The 17,690-nt window shown below is 68.2% G+C and carries 13 protein-coding genes; 10 read left to right on the top strand and 3 right to left on the bottom strand.

Features of this window, described 5'->3' with window-relative positions:
• Window positions 1-213: 213 nt before the first annotated feature.
• The 4 genes from HR086_RS22935 to HR086_RS22920 all read left to right on the top strand — a co-directional run bounded on the left by HR086_RS22935 (window position 214) and on the right by HR086_RS22920 (window position 6,460).
• A complete protein-coding gene (locus HR086_RS22935) occupies window positions 214-1,404 on the top strand; it encodes an efflux RND transporter periplasmic adaptor subunit (protein ID WP_174466653.1) in 1,191 nt (396 codons plus the stop codon).
• Complete coding sequence (locus HR086_RS22930; protein WP_174466652.1) at window positions 1,401-4,586, top strand: efflux RND transporter permease subunit; 3,186 nt, start codon at window positions 1,401-1,403, stop codon at window positions 4,584-4,586. The genes HR086_RS22935 and HR086_RS22930 overlap by 4 nt, the downstream gene beginning before the upstream one ends.
• Before the next feature lie 278 nt (window positions 4,587-4,864).
• Complete coding sequence (locus HR086_RS22925) at window positions 4,865-5,719, top strand: serine protease (protein WP_174466651.1); 855 nt, start codon at window positions 4,865-4,867, stop codon at window positions 5,717-5,719.
• 93 nt (window positions 5,720-5,812) lie between these two features.
• Complete coding sequence (locus tag HR086_RS22920; protein WP_371745467.1) at window positions 5,813-6,460, top strand: cysteine hydrolase family protein; 648 nt, start codon at window positions 5,813-5,815, stop codon at window positions 6,458-6,460.
• A 12-nt stretch (window positions 6,461-6,472) separates the two neighbouring features.
• On the opposite strand, the gene HR086_RS22915 is transcribed toward HR086_RS22920, so the two are convergent.
• The gene (locus tag HR086_RS22915) at window positions 6,473-7,066 is read right to left on the bottom strand and encodes a hypothetical protein (RefSeq protein ID WP_174466650.1); all 594 of its coding nucleotides are present in this window, start codon (window positions 7,064-7,066) and stop codon (window positions 6,473-6,475) included.
• A gap of 69 nt (window positions 7,067-7,135) precedes the next feature.
• Between HR086_RS22915 and HR086_RS22910 the strand changes: the two genes are divergently transcribed.
• The 5 genes from HR086_RS22910 to HR086_RS22890 all read left to right on the top strand — a co-directional run bounded on the left by HR086_RS22910 (window position 7,136) and on the right by HR086_RS22890 (window position 12,227).
• The gene (locus HR086_RS22910) at window positions 7,136-7,990 is read left to right on the top strand and encodes an ion transporter (protein WP_174466649.1); all 855 of its coding nucleotides are present in this window, start codon (window positions 7,136-7,138) and stop codon (window positions 7,988-7,990) included.
• A gap of 118 nt (window positions 7,991-8,108) precedes the next feature.
• A complete protein-coding gene (locus tag HR086_RS22905) occupies window positions 8,109-9,005 on the top strand; it encodes an NAD-dependent epimerase/dehydratase family protein (RefSeq protein ID WP_174466648.1) in 897 nt (298 codons plus the stop codon).
• Between the two features lie 148 nt (window positions 9,006-9,153).
• Entirely contained in the window at window positions 9,154-10,455 is a 1,302-nt protein-coding gene (locus HR086_RS22900) for a PQQ-dependent sugar dehydrogenase (RefSeq protein WP_174453519.1), read from the top strand.
• 118 nt (window positions 10,456-10,573) lie between these two features.
• A complete protein-coding gene (locus tag HR086_RS22895) occupies window positions 10,574-11,290 on the top strand; it encodes a tyrosine-protein phosphatase (protein WP_174466647.1) in 717 nt (238 codons plus the stop codon).
• A 211-nt stretch (window positions 11,291-11,501) separates the two neighbouring features.
• Window positions 11,502-12,227, top strand: a complete 726-nt coding sequence (locus tag HR086_RS22890; protein ID WP_371823494.1) for a 2OG-Fe(II) oxygenase — start codon at window positions 11,502-11,504, stop codon at window positions 12,225-12,227.
• A gap of 21 nt (window positions 12,228-12,248) precedes the next feature.
• Here the strand turns inward: HR086_RS22890 and HR086_RS22885 are convergent, their stop codons facing one another.
• Window positions 12,249-14,711 (bottom strand): ABC transporter permease, encoded by a 2,463-nt coding sequence (locus tag HR086_RS22885; protein ID WP_254626432.1) that lies wholly within the window; start codon window positions 14,709-14,711, stop codon window positions 12,249-12,251.
• Window positions 14,712-14,830: 119 nt separating this feature from the next.
• Window positions 14,831-16,468, bottom strand: coding sequence for an ELWxxDGT repeat protein (locus HR086_RS22880; RefSeq protein ID WP_174453522.1), 1,638 nt, complete (start codon window positions 16,466-16,468; stop codon window positions 14,831-14,833).
• A 176-nt stretch (window positions 16,469-16,644) separates the two neighbouring features.
• On the opposite strand from HR086_RS22880, the gene HR086_RS22875 reads away from it, so the two are divergent.
• Window positions 16,645-17,559: a glutaminase gene (locus HR086_RS22875; RefSeq protein ID WP_141644205.1), complete on the top strand. Its 915-nt coding sequence runs from the start codon at window positions 16,645-16,647 to the stop codon at window positions 17,557-17,559.
• Window positions 17,560-17,690 lie beyond the last annotated feature (131 nt).

The raw sequence follows: 17,690 nt of genomic DNA, 5'->3' as shown, positions 1-17,690 counted from the left end.
GGCCGAGCCTGTCTCCAGGCTCGGTGCGCCGCGCTCCCGCACCCGTCCCAGACACCCACACACCCTGTCTCCCGGCGGTGCCACACCGACCGGCCGGGTGACGTTCGCGCAGTCGTTCCTCGTCCTGTTTTTCACGGGCCGCCGGAGGTGCACACGCATGCGTGCGAGCGCCACCGGTGTGTCCCGACCCCTGAATGGAAGTTGGAGTCAGCCATGAATTGGAAACGTGCAGCGGTGGGAGGGGCCCTGGCCCTCCCGCTGGTGGTGGGCGGTCTTGTCCTCGCGCGCGACGAGGGTTCGGACGCGCAAGGTGGAGCAGGCCCGGCGAAGCCGGCGGCGGCTCCTGTCGTCGCGGCGGAGGTCGTCACCCGACAGGTGGCGGACAGCGCCGAATTCACCGGCACCCTCGCGGCGGTGCATAGCGTGGAGCTGCGGCCTCGCGTCGGTGGCTATATCGATGCGGTGCGCTTCCAGGAGGGGGGCCTCGTCACCGCGGGACAGGTGTTGTTCCAGCTCGACGCGCGCACCTTCGAGGCGGCGAACGCCCGGGCCCAGGCGGACCTGCGTCAGGCCGAGGAGCGGCGCACGTTGACGGAGAAGAAGTTCGAGCGCGGTGAGAAGCTCGTGGCCGAGCAGGCCATCTCCCGGGGCGACTTCGATGTGTTGATGGCGGAGCGCGCGGAGGCCCGCGCCCGGGTCGAGTCCGCGAAGGCGGCGGCTCGCTCGGCGGAGATCGACCTGCATGACACCCGCGTGCGTGCGCCCGTGAGTGGTCGGGTGGGGCGGGCGCTGGTGACGGCGGGCAACCTGGTCAGTGGCGGCAGCGCCAACGCCACGTTGCTCACCACCATCGTCTCGGTGGAGCCGTTCTACGTCTACTTCGACGTGGACGAGGCGACGTACCTGCGCTTCGCGGGCACGGCCTCGGGGGCGCGCGGCAAGGACGGCCGCGTCAACGCGGTGCCCGTGCGTGTGGCGCTGACGGGTGAAGAGGGCTTCCCGCGTGAGGCCCGGTTGGACTTCCTGGACAATCAGGTGGCGGCGGTGACGGGCACGGCGCGAGCGCGCGCGGTGTTGCCCAACCCGGATGGGAAGCTGACGGCGGGCCTGTTCGCCCGGGTGCGGCTGGAGACGGGCACGGCGCGGCCCACCATCCTCATCCAGGACCAGGCGGTGGGGACGGACCAGAAGGGGCGCTACGTGCTCGTCGTCCGTCCGGACCAGACGCTGGAGCAGCGGCGCGTGGAGCTGGGGACCACCGAGGGCGGGCTGCGCGTGGTGCGCGAGGGCCTGTCGGCGGGTGAGCGCGTGGTCCTCAAGGGCATGGCGCGGCCGGGCATGACGGTGGCGCCGACGATGGTGGCCATGGCCGGCTCCGAACACGCCGAAGGGGCGCGGCCGTGAAGTTCGCGCACTTCTTCGTGGACCGGCCCATCTTCGCGGCCGTGCTGTCCGTGCTGCTGTTGATTGGCGGTGGCCTGTCCCTGATTCAGCTTCCGTTGAGCGAGTACCCGGCCGTGTCACCGCCCACGGTGGTGGTGCGCGCGGCCTATCCGGGCGCGGACCCGGGCGTCATCGCGGAGACGGTGGCCGCGCCGTTGGAGCAGGAGATCAACGGCGTGGAGGGCATGCTCTACATGTCCTCGCAGGCGACGAGCGATGGCCGGGTGGCCGTCACCATCACCTTCGCCATGGGCGTGAATCCGGACACCGCGCAGGTGCAGGTGCAGAACCGGGTGGCCCGCGCGATTCCCCGCCTGCCCGCGGAGGTGCAGCGGCTGGGGGTGCTCACCGAGAAGTCGAGTCCGGACCTGCTGATGGTGGTGCACCTGGTGTCGCCGGACGGGTCGCTGGAGCCGCTCTATCTCTCCAACTACGCGGTGCTCCAGGTGCGCGACGTCCTCCAGCGCGTCCCGGGCGTGGGGGGTGTCAGTGTGCTGGGCGCGGGCGAGTACAGCATGCGGGTCTGGTTGGACCCCCAGTTGCTCGCCGCGCGCGGGCTCACCGCGAGCGACGTGGTGGGCGCCATCCGCGAGCAGAACGTGCAGGTGGCGGCGGGTGTCATCGGCCAGCAGCCGGATGAGCGCTCCGCCTTCCAGCTCACCGTCACCACCCAGGGACGCCTCACGGACGAGGAGCAGTTCCGCGACATCGTCGTGAAGGTGGGCGAGAGCGGACAGGTGACGCACCTGCGCGACGTGGCCCGGGTGGAGCTGGGCGCCAACTCCTATTCCGTGCGCGCCCGGTTGGATGGGAAGTCGGCGGTGGCCATCGGCATCAACCAGGCCTCGGGCTCCAACGCGCTGGACGTGTCCGCGGGCATCCGCGCGCGGATGGACGAGCTGAGCCAGGCGTTCCCCAAGGGCATGGAGTACCGCATCGCGTATGACCCGACGCTCTTCGTGCGCACGTCCATCCGCAACGTGGTGACGACGCTGCTGGAGGCGGTGGTGCTGGTGGTGCTGGTGGTGTTGCTGTTCCTCCAGACGTGGCGCGCCTCCATCATTCCGCTGGCGGCGGTGCCCGTGTCGCTGGTGGGCACGGCGGCGGTGATGCACATGTTGGGCTTCTCGCTCAACACGCTGTCCCTCTTCGGACTCGTGCTCTCCATCGGCATCGTCGTCGACGACGCCATCGTCGTGGTGGAGAACGTGGAGCGGCACATCGCCCAGGGCGTCAATCCCAAGGAGGCGGCCCGTCGGGCGATGACCGAAGTGACGGGCCCCATCATCGCGATTACCTCCGTGCTTTCGGCGGTGTTCGTCCCCACGGCGTTCCTCGGCGGACTCACGGGCCAGTTCTATCGGCAGTTCGCGCTGACCATCGCCATCTCCACCATCCTCTCGGCCTTCAACTCGCTGACGCTCAGCCCGGCGCTCGCCGGGGTGCTGCTGCGCGGGCACCACGGGCCCAAGGATGGCCTCACGCGCTTCATGGACAAGGCGTTTGGCGGCTGGCTCTTCGGGCCCTTCAACCGCTTCTTCGACAAGGCCTCCGCTGGCTACGTGTCGCTGGTGAAGCGGGTGGTGCGCGTCAGCGCGCTGGCGCTCGTCGTATACGGAGGCCTGTTGCTCCTGACGTGGGTGGGCTTCGCCAAGGTGCCGGCGGGCTTCGTGCCCATGCAGGACAAGTACTACCTGGTGGGGCTGGCGCAGCTTCCTCCCGCGTCCTCGCTGGAGCGGACGGACGACGTGGCGAAGCGGATGTCGGCGCTGATGCTGGCGGAGAAGGGCGTGGCGAGCGTCGTGGCCTTCTCCGGCATCACCATCAACGGCTTCGTCAACTCCCCCAACTCGGCCGTCGTCTTCGCGGTTCTCGACGACTTCGAGCAGCGCAAGACGAAGGACTTGTCCGCGAACGCCATCGCGGGCCGGCTCCAGGCAAAGCTGGGCGGCATCCAGGAAGGCTTCGCGGCCATCTTCCCTCCGCCCCCGGTTCCGGGAATGGGTTCCATGGCGGGCTTCAAGCTCCAGGTGGAGGACCGCGCGGGGCTGGGGCCGGAGGCGCTCTACGCCGCCACGCAGGCGCTGGTGCAGAAAGCTTCGGCCGAGCCCCAGTTGATGGGCCTGATGTCGGGCTTTGAAATCAACGTGCCTCAGCTCCAGGCGGACGTGGACCGGGTGAAGGCGAAGCAGCAGGGCGTGCCGCTGGGCTCGGTGTTCGAGACGCTCCAGATTCATCTGGGCTCGCTGTATGTGAACGACTTCAACCGCTTCGGGCGCACCTACCAGGTGAACGTCCAGGCGGACGCGAAGCACCGCATGGAGCCGGAGGACATCGGCCGACTCCAGGTTCGCAACCCGCAGGGCGGCATGGTGCCGCTGGCGTCACTGGTGACGGTGAAGCCCTCGTTCGGTCCGGACCAGGTGCTGCGCTACAACGGATATCCCTCTGCGGATATCAACGGCGCGGCGGCGCCCGGGGTGAGCACGGGACAGGCGGTGGCGGCGATGGAGCGCGTGGCGGCCGAGACACTTCCGGCCGGCATGAGCTTCGAGTGGACCGACCTGACGTACCAGGAGAAGCTCGCTGGCAAGGAAGGCCTGTTCGTCTTCCCGCTCGCCATCCTGCTGGCCTTCCTCATCCTGGCGGCGCAGTACAACAGTTGGTCGCTGCCGCTGGCGGTGTTGCTCACGGTGCCGCTGGCGTTGCTCAGCGCGATTGCCGGGGTGTGGTTCGTGGGTGGGGACAACAACATCTTCACGCAGATTGGGCTCGTGGTGCTCGTGGGCCTGGCGGCGAAGAACGCCATCCTCATCGTCGAGTTCGCGAGGGCGCAGGAAGACGAGGGCGTGGGCGTGGTGCAGGCGGCGCTCGAGGCGTGCCGGCTGCGGCTGCGGCCCATCCTGATGACCTCCATCGCCTTCATCATGGGCGTGGTGCCGCTGGCGCTGGCCACGGGCGCGGGCGCGGAGATGCGCCAGGCGATGGGCGTGGCGGTGTTCGCGGGCATGCTCGGCGTGACGCTGTTCGGGCTGGTGCTGACGCCCATCTTCTACATCGTCATCCGGAAGTTCGCGCTGCGAGGGGCGGAGCGAGAGGCTCCCGTGATTCCGGCGGGAGCGACGGGCGCCGAAGGGCACTGAGCGCCGCGTCATCCGACGGATGACACCAGGTTGTCGAAGAGGGCTGCCTCCACCGAGGGGCGGCCCTCTTTGCTTTTGGGAGGAGACGCGCGGCTCGCTCAATCGCGACACGGCGGGGAGCCAGCGTGACGCGTCAGGAGCACTCCCGGGGCGGGGCCTGACACGTCAACCGCTCACTTCGGTCCAGACTCCTCGCGCGGCTTCCCTCGCCGCTGTCCCTTCGCGCGCGTGGTCTTCGGCTTGCACAAGGCGTCTCGAACTTGAAATCCGAGGGGTCGATGCGCTTCGTGCTGGGAGTCGTTGTCGCGGTGGGGCTGGTGGGCTGTGGTGATCCGGACGTGCAGGGTGTCGATGCGGTGGAGAGCATTGGCCAGGAGATTGTCGGAGGGGTGGAGGCACGCCAGGGGAGCCATCCCTGGAACGTCAGCATGCAGCAGCAGGGGAGCCACTTCTGTGGCGCCTCGATCATCCGGGTCAGCGCGACGAAGAATGAGTCGGACATCGTCGTCACTGCCGCGCACTGCGTCTACGACGGCACGTCTGGACTGACGGTCTCCGCGGGCGTGCACGACCTTGGGAGGCCCGGGGCGGGTGCCCAGACGGTTCGAGGAGTGAGGACGGTCTACCATCCGGCCTACGACCCGGACACGACGATGAACGACATCGCCGTGGTCAAGCTCGAGAAGCCTCTCAAGTTCTCCGCCACGGTCCAGCCCATCCTGCTCCCGCTCGCGGGAGAGACCGTCCCGGACAATGTCGAGGCGACGGTGGCGGGGTGGGGCCTCACGCGCGAGGGCGGATATGACACGTCCCCTGTGCTGATGCAGGTGGGGGTCCCCACCATCGCGCATCGGCAGGTGGCGGCGGCCTACAGTTCCCAGGGTATCCACATCGACCCATACGCGATGCTCGGGGCCGGATACAGCCAGGGGGGCAAGGACGCCTGTCAGGGCGACAGCGGGGGACCGCTCTTCGTTCTTGGCGCGCAGGGCAGGCCCGTGCTCCAGGGCGTCGTGAGCTTTGGCGTGGGCTGCGCGAGGCCCGGCCTGCCCGGCATCTATGCCCGGGTCTCCAACTACATCCCGTGGATCAATACCCAGGTTCGCCTCCTGAGCGTCACGGCGAGGCCGTAGTCCGCCCGGGCGCGCGGCGTTCGGGCGCGTGGCTCCCTGGGGGACTGCTCAGCCGCCTGGGCCGTGGCTACCTTGACGTCCCGGGAGGTCCACGTGGCGAAGCCGGTCCTGAAGTCGGGGAAGGGGACGCGCTCGAAGTCCTTGAGGGGCGCGGACGCCGCGCTGCTCATCATCGACGTCATCAATGACCTGGACTTCCCCGGGGGAGAGCACGTGCTCCCCTGGGCGTCGCGCATGGTGGAGCGATTGGCGCCCTTCGCCGCGCGGATGCGCAAGGCGGGGGTGCCGGTCATCTACGTCAACGACAACTTCAACCACTGGCGCAGCAACTTCCGGGACGTCTACCGGCATTGCACCCGGGCGGGCAGCCGGGGCCGAGGCATCGTCCGGGCCTTGCGACCACATGCCACGGACTACTTCGTCCTCAAGCCCAAGCACTCGGCCTTCTTCGCGACGTCGCTGGTTCCCCTGTTGGAGCACCTGGGGACGAAGAAGCTGCTGATGGCGGGCATCGCCACGAACCTGTGTGTCTTCTTCAGCGCCCATGACGCGCACATGCTCGAGTACGACATCACCGTGCTGAGCGACTGTTGTTGCGCGGAGAGCGACACGGACCACGACCTGGCGTTGGACCAGCTCCAGCGCTTCCTCGGGGTGCGCGTGTGCAGGGCCGACGAGGTGAAGCGCAAGGGGCGCTTCCGTCGACCCGCGCATCCCTCGAAGGGGTCCGGACGCTTGTAGGCGAAGGGCTTCTCAGGAGCGGTGGAAGCGCTGGCGCAGGGCACGGAGCGTCGCCCGAGGACCCATCAATGTCAGGTCGAGCTGCGTCTGCCCGCGCTCTCCGCGGATGCTCGCGCCCGTGAGCCGGTCCTCGGGCAGGGGCTCCAGGATGTTCGAGACGTTCTTGTACCGCTCCGCCTGGGCTCGAAGCGTCTGTTCGCTCATCCCGAGCTCGCGCAGGGCGGCGAAGAGGTCGTCGTGGAGTTCCGGGGGCACCTGGAGGTGGGCCGCGACAGGCTCGTGGATGAAAGGGGAATGCTTTGTGACCAGATAGCTGATCCTTCGCGCCCCGTGCCCTCCGAGTTCGACGTAGGAGAACATGACGCGGCTGCTCCGGGTGTCGCGATAGAGGTCGCAGCCGTTGTAGGGATAGAAGCCCAGCGCGAAGTGGGTCCAGGCGCGATAGCTCACGGACGTCGTCGCTCCGAGGACATCGTCGTGGATGCCGCCAATCCATTCCCAGTGGGTGGGGACCTGCATGGGGACGTCGTCCAGCTCCTTCACGGCATCCTCGAGGCCGGGCTGGTTCCGGAGGTACTCGACGAGCGTGTCGTGGGTAATGGACATGGTGTCTCAATCTACCAGGAGGCCGAAGCCCCTGCGTCCGGCCGCGCGTTGCGCCTAGACTGCCGCCCCGTGTCCAGGTCCTCCGAGCAGAGCCCCCAGGGTGGTTTCCGCGCCCGTCTCCACACCATCATCTTCGAGGCCGACACTCCGGCGGGAAAGGCGTTCGACGTGGCCCTGCTGTGGGCCATCGTGTTCAGCATCGCGGCGGTGATGCTGGAGAGCGTGTCCTCCATCCGGGTCCGGTATGCGTCCGCCCTGCAGGTGGCGGAGTGGTTCTTCACCATCATCTTCGCGCTCGAGTACGTGTTGCGGCTCATCGCCGTGCGCCGACCGCTGGACTACGCGCGCAGCTTCTTCGGGCTGGTGGACCTGCTGGCCATCCTCCCGTCCTTCCTGAGCGTCATCTTTCCCGGGGCGCAGACGCTGCTCGTGGTCCGGGTGCTGCGCCTGCTGAGGGTCTTCCGGGTGCTGAAGCTGGGGCACCTCTTGGGGCAGGCGGAGGTCCTGCTCACCGCGCTGCGCGCGAGCCGGGGGAAGATCATCGTCTTCCTTGGCTTCGTGCTGACCGTGGACGTGGTCATGGGCGCCATCATGTACATGGTGGAAGGTGAACAGCACGGCTTCGACAGCATCCCCCGGTCCATGTACTGGGCCATCGTGACGATGACGACGGTGGGCTTCGGCGACATCACTCCCAAGACGGTGCCCGGTCAGTTCATCGCGTCGGTGTTGATGATCATGGGCTACGGCATCCTCGCGGTGCCCACGGGCATCGTCTCCGTGGAGCTGGCCGCCGCCACGAAGCAGCGCCCGGACACCCAGGCGTGTCCCGGCTGTGGCGCGCAGGGGCACGACCTGGACGCCCGTTACTGCAAGACGTGCGGGACCGCGCTGGACTGGACGTCCGCGAAAACCGCCGGGTGATGTGGGCCGTGGGTGTTCAGTGTTCACCGTGCGGCGGAAAAGCCCCGCCGGGGAGCGGCTTCATTCGCGAGCATGCGGTGCGCACGTTGCGCCTGCCCTGTTCCCTGGAGATCTCGCGATGAACCTCTTCATCACTGGCGCCACCGGCTTTATCGGCGGCTCCCTGGCGTTGGACTTGAAAGCCCGGGGGCATGTCATTCGTGGGCTCGTGCGCGACGACGCGAAGGCCCGGAAGCTGGCGGCGCTCGGAATCGAACCAGTGCGTGGGGACCTGGGCGACACGGCCCTGCTCATGGCCGAGGCCCGACGCGCGGACGGTGTCATCAACGCGGCCAGCAGCGACCATGAGCAGGCCATCCTCGCGTTGATTGACGGCGTGCGAGGCTCCGGCAAGCCGCTGATCCACACCAGCGGCTCCAGCGTCATTGGCGATGACGTGAAGGGCAATGCCCTGTCGCCCAACGTGTTCGATGAGGAGACGCCGTTCATCGTCGAGCCGGAGAAGCAGGCGCGGCATGCGCTCGACAATCGCGTCCTCGCCGCCGAGGGCGCGCGAGGCATCGTCCTGTGCAACACGTTGATCTACGGCACGGGGAAGGGGCTGAGCCGCGACAGCGTGCAGATTCCGCCGCTCGTCGCCCAGGCGCGCAAGAGCGGGGTGGTGCGAATCGTCGGTAAGGGCATCAACCGCTGGTCGAACGTGCACCTCGACGATGTCACCACGCTCTATGCGCTGGCCCTGGAGCGGGCGCCGGCGGGGGCCTTCTACTTCGTGGAGAACGGCGAGGCGTCCTACGCGGAGATTGGCGAAGCCATCGCGGCTCGGTTGAAGCTGGGCCCGGTGCGGTCGTGGACGGTGGAGGAGGCCTCGCGCGAGTGGGGCGAGGGCCACGCTCGCTACTCGTTCGGCTCCAACAGTCGGGTGCGAGCGAAGCGGGCACGGCGCGAGCTGGGCTGGGCGCCGCGACACGACTCCGTGACGGCGTGGATTCGCGACGAGATGCCCGTCGACTGAGCGACGGTGCCCATCAGGCTGGGGGCCGGACGTCCACTTCTGCTCGTTGCCGGGTGTTGGACGCATCGTTCTTCCACCCCGCAGCGCACTTCGGGTTTGCTGCACGCCGGCAGAGCTTCGTTTCCATCCCAGCTCGCGGAGTGACTTCATGCGTACCCTGCTGACGACCCTGGCCTGCACCACCCTCCTGTCCTTCGCGGGGGCCGCCCACGGGCAGGCTCCCGCCAAACCCACGAAGCCCAGTGGCAACATGGCCCCTGGTGGCGCCGCGGGCAGCCAGCAGTCCGAGCCCCGCCAGGGACCGAATCCCACCGGTGCGCCCGTCGAGACGGCGCCGCCCAACGTGCCCGGGTTCAAGCCGGCCTTCCCGGGCCAGACGCGCGCGCCGGGCGTCCAGACGCGCACGCCGTTCCGAGTCACGGAGGTGGCCTCGGGCTTCAACAAGCCGTGGGCCATCGCCTTCCTTCCGGACCAGCGCATGTTGGTGACGGAGAAGCCGACCGGGAAGATCTTTATCGTCACGCCGAAGGGAGAGAAGTCGCAGCCCGTCGCGGGTGTGCCGCGCGTGGATGGGCGCAACCAGGGCGGGCTCCTCGACGTGGAGGTGGGGCCGGACTACGCGACCAGTGGCCTCATCTACTGGAGCTATTACGAGCCGCGTGAGGGCGGCAACGGGCTCGCGGTGGCGCGCGCGAAGCTGGTGGATGGGGCGAAGCCCAAGGTCGAAGGGCTGAAGGTCATCTTCCGGATGGAGCCCACGCTGGAGTCGACGCTGCATGCCGGTGGGCGTCTGGTCTTCGCGCCGGATGGGAAGCTGTTCGTCACGTTGGGTGAGCGCTCGATTCTCCAGGGCCGCGTCCAGGCGCGCGACCTGAAGAGCGACTTCGGGAAGATTGTCCGCATCAACCCGGACGGCTCCATTCCGCAGGACAACCCGTTTGTCGGTCGCAAGGATGCGCGGCCTGAAATCTGGACGCTGGGCCACCGAAACATCCTGTCCGCGGCGCTCGACAGCAAGCATCGGCTCTGGGAGGTGGAGATGGGCCCGCGCGGTGGTGACGAGCTGAACCTCATCGAGAAGGGCAAGGACTACGGCTGGCCCACCATTGGCTACGGCGAGGAGTACTCGGGTGCGCCCATCCACAAGTCCACGCAAGGCCCGGGCATGGAGCAGCCCGTGTACTACTGGGACCCGGTGATTTCGCCCTCGGGGATGACCATCTACTCGGGAGACCTGTTCCCTGAATGGAAGGGCAACTTCTTCATCGGAGGTCTGTCGAGCCAGGCGCTGGTGCGGCTGGTGCTCAAGGACGACCGCGTGGTGGGCGAGGAGCGGTTGCTCCTGGACCAGGACTCGCGCATCCGCGAGGTCGTCCAGGGCCCCGAGGGCGCGCTCTATCTGCTCACCGACGACGACAACGGGCGACTGCTCAAGCTGACGCCGCGCTGAGCGGTTGTCGGAGGCTCCATGCGCTCGCGTAGGGTGCGGTTCGGCCCGATACTCGAGCGCACGCGGCATGAAGCCGGAGTGCGTCGAGAAGGTCGCGGGGTGAGAGGGTGGAAATCCCATGGCGGGCCTGAAGTACTCGTTTGTCTTCGGTGTCTTCTCGGCGCTGCTGATGGTCCTGGCCTTCCAGCTTCGGGGCTTGGGGTGGGGGTTGCTCTGGCCCGCGCTGAGCTTCGCGCTCGTGGCGGTGACGTATGCCGGGGCGGGGCCGGAGGTTTTTGGTAAGCGCTCCGATGGACGGATGCATCCCTGGGCGCTGGTTATCTTGTTGCCCTATCTGCTGATGACCTGGGCGACGTGGCGACTCGCGCGGCGGCTCTCGCGCGAATCAGTGCATGACGAGGTCGCGCCCGGCATCGTCATCGGGCGTCGGTTGTTGGCGGGGGAGTTACCGGCGGGAACTCGGACGGTGGTGGACCTGACGTCCGAGTTCATCGAGCCCGAAGGCATCCGGAGTGTCGAGCACTACGTCTGTCATCCCATCCTCGACGCGACGGCGCCGTCGGTGGAGCGTCTGGCGTCCTGCGTCGAGTCTTGGGCGATGCTGCCGACGCCGCTCTACATCCACTGCGCGCAGGGACATGGGCGCACGGGCATGGTGGCTGCCGCGCTCCTCCTGGCGCGTGGACTGGCTCCTGATGCGAAGCAAGCCCTGGCCATGGTGCAGAAGGCGCGACCGGGCGTGAGGCTGTCGGCGGCGCAGGCGGCCGCGTTGGAAGCACTGGGGGCGCGATTGCTTCGCGTGGGGAGTGTGACAGCGGGGATTTGCGGCACGTAACTGGAAGCGGCGCCCCGGCGCCGTCCGTTCGCAGCAACAACCGGGTCGCAACCTGCTCCCCGGTGCGCCATCTCCTGTGTCTGTCCGGTGTGCTGACTGCGCCGCCGGAGACAAGAGGGAGTGTCTGTATGGCGTGGCGACCGAAGCAGCGAACAATGTCAGCTCAGGTGTCCGTGGAGTGGAGGGCCTCATGACCACGCCTGTCCGCAGGATGCGTGCGTCGAGCCCTCCCAACGTGGAGCAGCGCCTGGAGGCGCTCGACTGGGCGGCTCTCGGCTCGGAGCTGGATACTCGTGGGTGCGCCACGCTGGCTTCCATTCTGACGCCTGACGAGTGCTCGGCCCTCGCGGGACTCTACGCCTCCGATGCGCCGTTCCGCAGTCGCGTCGTCATGGCTCGGCACGGCTTTGGTCGGGGCGAGTACAAGTACTTCGCCTATCCGCTTCCTGACCTCGTCGCCCGTCTACGCAGCGGGCTCTACCCCCAGCTCGCCGCCATCGCGAATCGCTGGAACGAAGCCATGCGCATCGACACGCGCTACCCCGACACGCACGCCGCCTACCTCCAGCACTGTCATCAGGCAGCGCAGCTCCGGCCGACGCCACTGCTCCTCCAGTATGGCGAGGGGGACTACAACTGCCTCCACCAGGACCTCTATGGCGAGGAGGTCTTCCCCCTCCAGGTGGCCTTCCTCCTGTCGGAGCCGGAGCGAGATTTCACGGGAGGCGAGCTGGTCCTCACCGAACAGCGCCCGCGCATGCAGTCCCGCGCGGAGGTGGTGCCGCTTCGTCAGGGAGATGGCGTCATCTTCCCCGTCCACCACCGCCCCGTGCAGGGCACGCGAGGCATCTACCGCGTCAACATGCGCCACGGCGTCAGCCGCCTCCGCTCGGGCCACCGTCACACGGTGGGCATCATCTTCCACGATGCCCGCTGACGGGCCCCACGCCCGGCTTCCTCAGTCACCCCTGAGCGCGACCGAGGGAGACACCTGTGCCGCCCTCCGCGCGGGGAGCAGGGCCGCGGCAAAGGCCACCAATCCCAGAACCACCAGCACCACCGCGTACGTGAGTGGATCCACGGGTTGAACCCCATTGAGCAGATGCGCGAGCGTCCGACTGGCCCCCGCCGCGAGCACGAGCCCGAGTCCCAGCCCCATCGCCGTCAATCCCAGATACCGACGCAGCACCAGGTTCGTCACCTGGTGTGTCCTCGCGCCCAGGGCCAGGCGGATGCCCAGCTCCCGTGTCCGCTGGGATACCGCATAGGCGACGACGCCATAGAGCCCCACCGCGGCCAGCAGCAGTGCCACCCCGGCGAAGACTCCGACGAGCAGCAAGTAGAAGCGCAGCGGCGCCACCGTGTGGTCCACGACCGAGGCCAGCGTGCGCACGCTGCCGAGCGCGAGGCTCGAGTCGAGCGACCGGACCTCCGCGCGCACCGCCGAGGCGAGCGTGAGCGGGTCCGCCGACGTTCGCAGCACCAGCGTCATCTGCGTGCTGCGTGCCTGCTCATAGGGGAGATAGACCTCCGCGACAGCGGGCGCCGCCAGCCCGTCGATGGCGAGGTTGTCCACCACGCCGACCACGACTCCTCCGAACGCACCGTTTCCCCAGTTCATGTCGGTGCTCAGCGTCCGCCCCAACGGGTCCTCGTTCGGCCAGAACCGGCGAGCGGCCTCCGCGTTGACCAACACGGCGCGCCTACCTTCACCTCGGTCCTCGGCGCTCAGCCCCCGGCCACTCAGGAGCTTCACGCGCAGGGTCTCCAGGGCGCCAGGACTGACGATGCGCACGCTGGCCTTCCAGGGGGCCGCTCCAGGTGGCACCGGACGCTGGGGGTCCTTCAGGTCGAGCGGCATCTTGCCTCCGTCCATCGGCAGGCCAGCGACGATGCCCGCGGCCTCGACGCCGGGCAGGGCGCGCAGCCGCGTGAGGAGCTGGTCGAAGAAGGCCTCGGGCGCGGCGGTGCCGAAGCCATACCGATTGGGCGGCAGGTCGAGCTTCACCGTGAGGACTCCCTCCGACTCGAACCCCGGCGCCGCTCGCTGAAGATGCACGAAGCTGCGCAACAGCAGCCCCGCGCTCACCAGCAGCAACACCGCGAGCGCGGTCTCCCCGATGATGAGCAATGCGCGCGTCTTGTGGTGGTGGGCGCCACCGCCACTCCCCGCATTCGCCATGCGCAGTCCACCGCCGAGCGACACGCGCGTGGCCTTCAGCGTGGGAACGAGGCCGAACAACACCGTGGTGAGCATCGCCAACGCGGCGGTGAAGGCCAGCACGGTGCCGTCGATGGAGGCCTCCTCGAGACGAGGAATGTCCTGGGGGCCGAACGCGGTCAGGACATCCATGGCCCACATGGCCGCGAGCAGTCCCATCGCGCCACCCGCGAGCGCCAGCAGGCCGCTCTCCGCGAGCAGCTCGCGAGCCAGCCGGCCCCGGCTCGCGCCCAGGGCGAGGCGAATCGACAACTCTCCCTCACGCGAGGCCGCACGTGCGAGCAACAGGTGGGTGAGGTTCGCGCAGGCGACGAGCAGGACCAGCCCCACCGCGCCCATCAACATCAGCAGGGAGGGACGCACCTTTCCCAGCAGCACGTCGCGCAGGGACTCCACGCTCGCGCCCACGTCCCCGTTCGTTCGGGGATGCTGCTCGGCCAGTCCTCGTGCAATCGCGGCCACCTCGGCGCTCGCCTGCTCCACGCTCGCGCCGGGCGCGAGGCGGCCATACACCTCCAGCCAGTGGGCACCGCGTGCTTCCGGCGTCAACGACTCCGGGCCCAGGACCAGGGGCAACCAGAGCTCCGAACGCGCCGGGAAGTCGAAGCCGGGCGCCATGACTCCCACCACCGTGGTGGGCACGGGGGCTCCCGTGCTCAGGGTTCGCCCCAGCACCGTCGGACTTCCGCCGAAGCGACGCTGCCACAAGGAATGAGAGATGACGGCGACCGGAGGCGCGCCTGGAGCATCGTCTCCTCGCTGGAGCGCTCGGCCCAGGTGCACTCGCGGGCCGAGCACCTGGAAGAGGTCGGCCGTGGCGAGGGTTCCCTGGACCTTCACGGGGAGCGACTCGGCGTCATGCGCGCCCAGGGTCAGCTCGGTGCTCGCGAGCGCGGCCAATCCGGTGAAGGAGCGCGCCTGCTCGCGCAGACTCACCAGGTCTGGAGGTGAAGTGGGACCCGGGCCCTGCTTCCCCACGCTGTACAGCCGCACCACGCGCGCGTCGTCCTGGAGGGGGAGGGGACGCAGCAGCACGGTGTGCACCACGCTGAAGATGGCCGCGTTCGCCCCGATTCCGAGCGTGAGTGTGAGCACCGCCACCAGGGTGAACGTGGGACTGCGTCGCAACCGGCGCAGCGCGTGACGGAAGTCCTGGCGGAAAAAGTCCATGCGTGTGCCCGACAGCACGGAGCGTGCCATGAGGCGCACTCTCTGTCGTCAGACGCACGGTGCGACGAGCCACCTGGCGCGGTGGCCGGAGCTGGGACAATCGGTTCCCGGCTCCGGACACTCGCGTCTCATGAACGTGTCTTCGAGGCTCAGTTCTTGGGGAAGCAGCCGGTGGACAAGGCCCACGGCTCGCTGCCGTGGGTGCCGTCCCCCGCGACGAGATAGACCCAGTCGTGGGAGGCGAGGAAGATGACCGGATTGGACGAAGCCGGCCCCGGATTGATGTCCGCCACGTGGGTTCCCGACGCGGTGCCGTTGGTCCACGCCAGCTCCGCGCCCACCGTCTCGTCGAAGTAGAGGAAGGTCGCACCGTCGCCCACGACGAAGGGCGGGAAGGGGTCTCCAGAGATGGAGTTCTCGGGCCCGGGCCTCAGGTCCTTGATGAGCCGGGTGCCCGAAGGCGTGCCGTCGGTGACCCAGGGCTCTTTCCCCTCGTCGGGCGTGGTCGCGTAGAAGAAGACCTTGTTCTTTCCGGCGGCCAGACTCGAGGGCTCGTACCCGGGCGGTGGCGACGTCGGATGGGTGTCCGCGAGCATCAAGGTGCCCGCCGTCGTGCCGTTGCTCCTCCAGGGCTCCCTGCCGTGGGTGCCATCGTCGGCGAACAGGATGACGTTGCCCTTCAGCGGCACCAGCTCACGCGGGTCCGAGCCCGTGGCACCCGGACGGATGTCCTTCACCAGTCGTGTGTCGTCCTCGCAGCCCATCGAGGTCCACAGCTCCGCGCCGTGGACGCCGTCGTTCGCGGTGAAATAGAGCTTCTTCTTCCCTGACGTCAGCCAGGCGATGTCCGAGCCCTCCGAACCCGCGCGAATGTCCTCCACCAGCTCGGTGTCCTCCTTCGTTCCATCCGTCGTCCAGAGTTCCCGGCCGTGGGTGCCGTCGTTCGCCACGAAGAACACGGTGCCGTCTTCCAGTCGGAAGAGCTGCTCGGGCGACGAACTCCCGGAGCCCGGGGCGATGTCTCGCACCAGCCGGGTTCCGCCATTCGTGCCGTCGGACTTCCACAGCTCACGACCCTTGTCGCCGTCGTCCGCGGCGAAGAGGAGCCGCTTGCCATCGACGAGGAGTTGCCCGGGGGAAGAGCTCGCGAAGCCCGGGGCGATATCCTTCACGAGGTGCGTTCCCCCGGTCGTCCCGTCACTGCGCCACAGCTCCGTGCCGCGCGTGCCGTCGTCGGCGGGGAAGTAGAGCGTCTTGCCCACGGAGACGAGCTGGAAGAGCGGGTTGTCTGGGAAGGCATCACCGAAGGGATTGATGTCCTCGACCAGTCGAGTCCCTCCGGGGGTGCCGTCTGTCTTCCACAGCTCGTTGCCGTGGATGCCATCGTCCATGATGAAGAAGACCTTGGAGCCCACGACAGTCATTCGCTTGGGGTAGTCGGAGAGGTTTCCGAGCAACAGGGTGGCCTTCCATCCGGAATGGAGGTCCTGCCCGCCGGATTTCTCTTCCAGCTTCCACAGGGCGTAGGTGTCGAGGCTCGGGCCGTAGACGACGCTCAGATAGACGACGCCATCCACCTGGACGCTGTCGAACGGGAACGTCGAGCCGGTACCCGGCGCGAGGTCGGCGACGAGCTTGGGCCCGCTGCACTGGTTGTTCAGGTCCTGGCTCAGCTCGGTTTCGGAGGTGGTGTCGGGGGTCGGTAGGTCCACCGACTCCTCCATGGGGCCGCAGGCGCAGAAGAGCGCACAACTGCCTGCGAGGAAGTATGAACGGGAGTGACGCATGGATTCATTTCCTTTCCCCGGACCCATCGTTCATCCGGGTCCGCGGAATGTGGAGGGTGATTGGCGAATGCCCAGTGCTCCGGGGCCTGAGGTCAGGTTCGCTGGTTCACCGATGTGAATGAGGCGACACTCCCCCGCGCGGCTATCATCCGGGGCCACGGTGGACGGGGCGCGCGATGGACGACTTCCAGGCGATTCTGAATGAAGTGATGGCGGCCATCCGGCCGACGGTGGGGCAGGGGCGGGTGGCGAACTACATCCCCGCGCTGGCCGCGGTGGACCCCGCACGGTTCGGCATGGCGCTGGCGACCGTCGATGGCGAGGTGTTCGGCGTGGGGGATTGGCGGGTGCCCTTCTCCGTGCAGAGCATCTCCAAGGTGTTCGCGCTGGCGCTGACGCTGGCTCGCGATGGGGATGCGCTGTGGCGCAGGGTGGGCAAGGAGCCCTCGGGCAATCCGTTCAATTCGCTGGTGCAGCTCGAGTATGAGCAGGGCGTGCCCCGCAACCCGTTCATCAATGCGGGGGCGCTGGTCGTCACGGACCGGTTGCTGAGTCTCACGGGTGATTCGCGCGGAGTGTTGCGGGAGTTCCTGCGGGCGGAGAGTGGCAACGCGTCCGTGGACTTCGACCCGGTGGTCGCCGCGTCAGAGGCCGAGCACGGCCACCGCAACTCCGCGCTGGCGCACTTCATGGCGAGCTACGGCAACATCCAGAACCCGGTGCCTCGCGTGCTGGAGCACTATTTCTGGCAGTGCTCGCTGTCGATGAGCTGCGCGGACCTCGCGCGGGCCTGTGGCTTCCTGGCGCGTCATGGGCAGGGCGCGAAAGGGGAGCGGTTGCTCACGCGCAGCCAGGCCAAGCAGGTCAACGCGGTGATGCTCACCTGCGGCACGTATGACGCCGCGGGCGAGTTCGCCTATCGCGTGGGTCTGCCATGCAAGAGTGGTGTCGGTGGCGGCATCATCGCCGTCATCCCGAATCGCTGTGGATTGTGTGTGTGGAGTCCGGGGCTGGATGCCCACGGCAACTCCGTTGCGGGTGTGGAAGCACTGGACCGGTTCACGACGCTGACCGGGCTCTCGGTGTTTTGAGGGGGATGGGTGGCGTTGAAGGTGAACCGGTCCTCGCGAAGATGTTCTTCCGCTGAGGACCGGCCCCCACCGCCCATCCCTCACGCCCGAGCCGTCCCGATGTGAAGCGGATCTCCCGCTTCGCTTGCTGC

The sequence above is a fragment of the Myxococcus sp. CA039A genome (assembly GCF_013336645.1).
In the GTDB taxonomy this organism is placed as follows: domain Bacteria; phylum Myxococcota; class Myxococcia; order Myxococcales; family Myxococcaceae; genus Myxococcus; species Myxococcus llanfairpwllgwyngyllgogerychwyrndrobwllllantysiliogogogochensis.
Note: the sequence above shows the minus strand (reverse complement) of the source record. Positions and strands in the feature narration are given on the sequence as shown.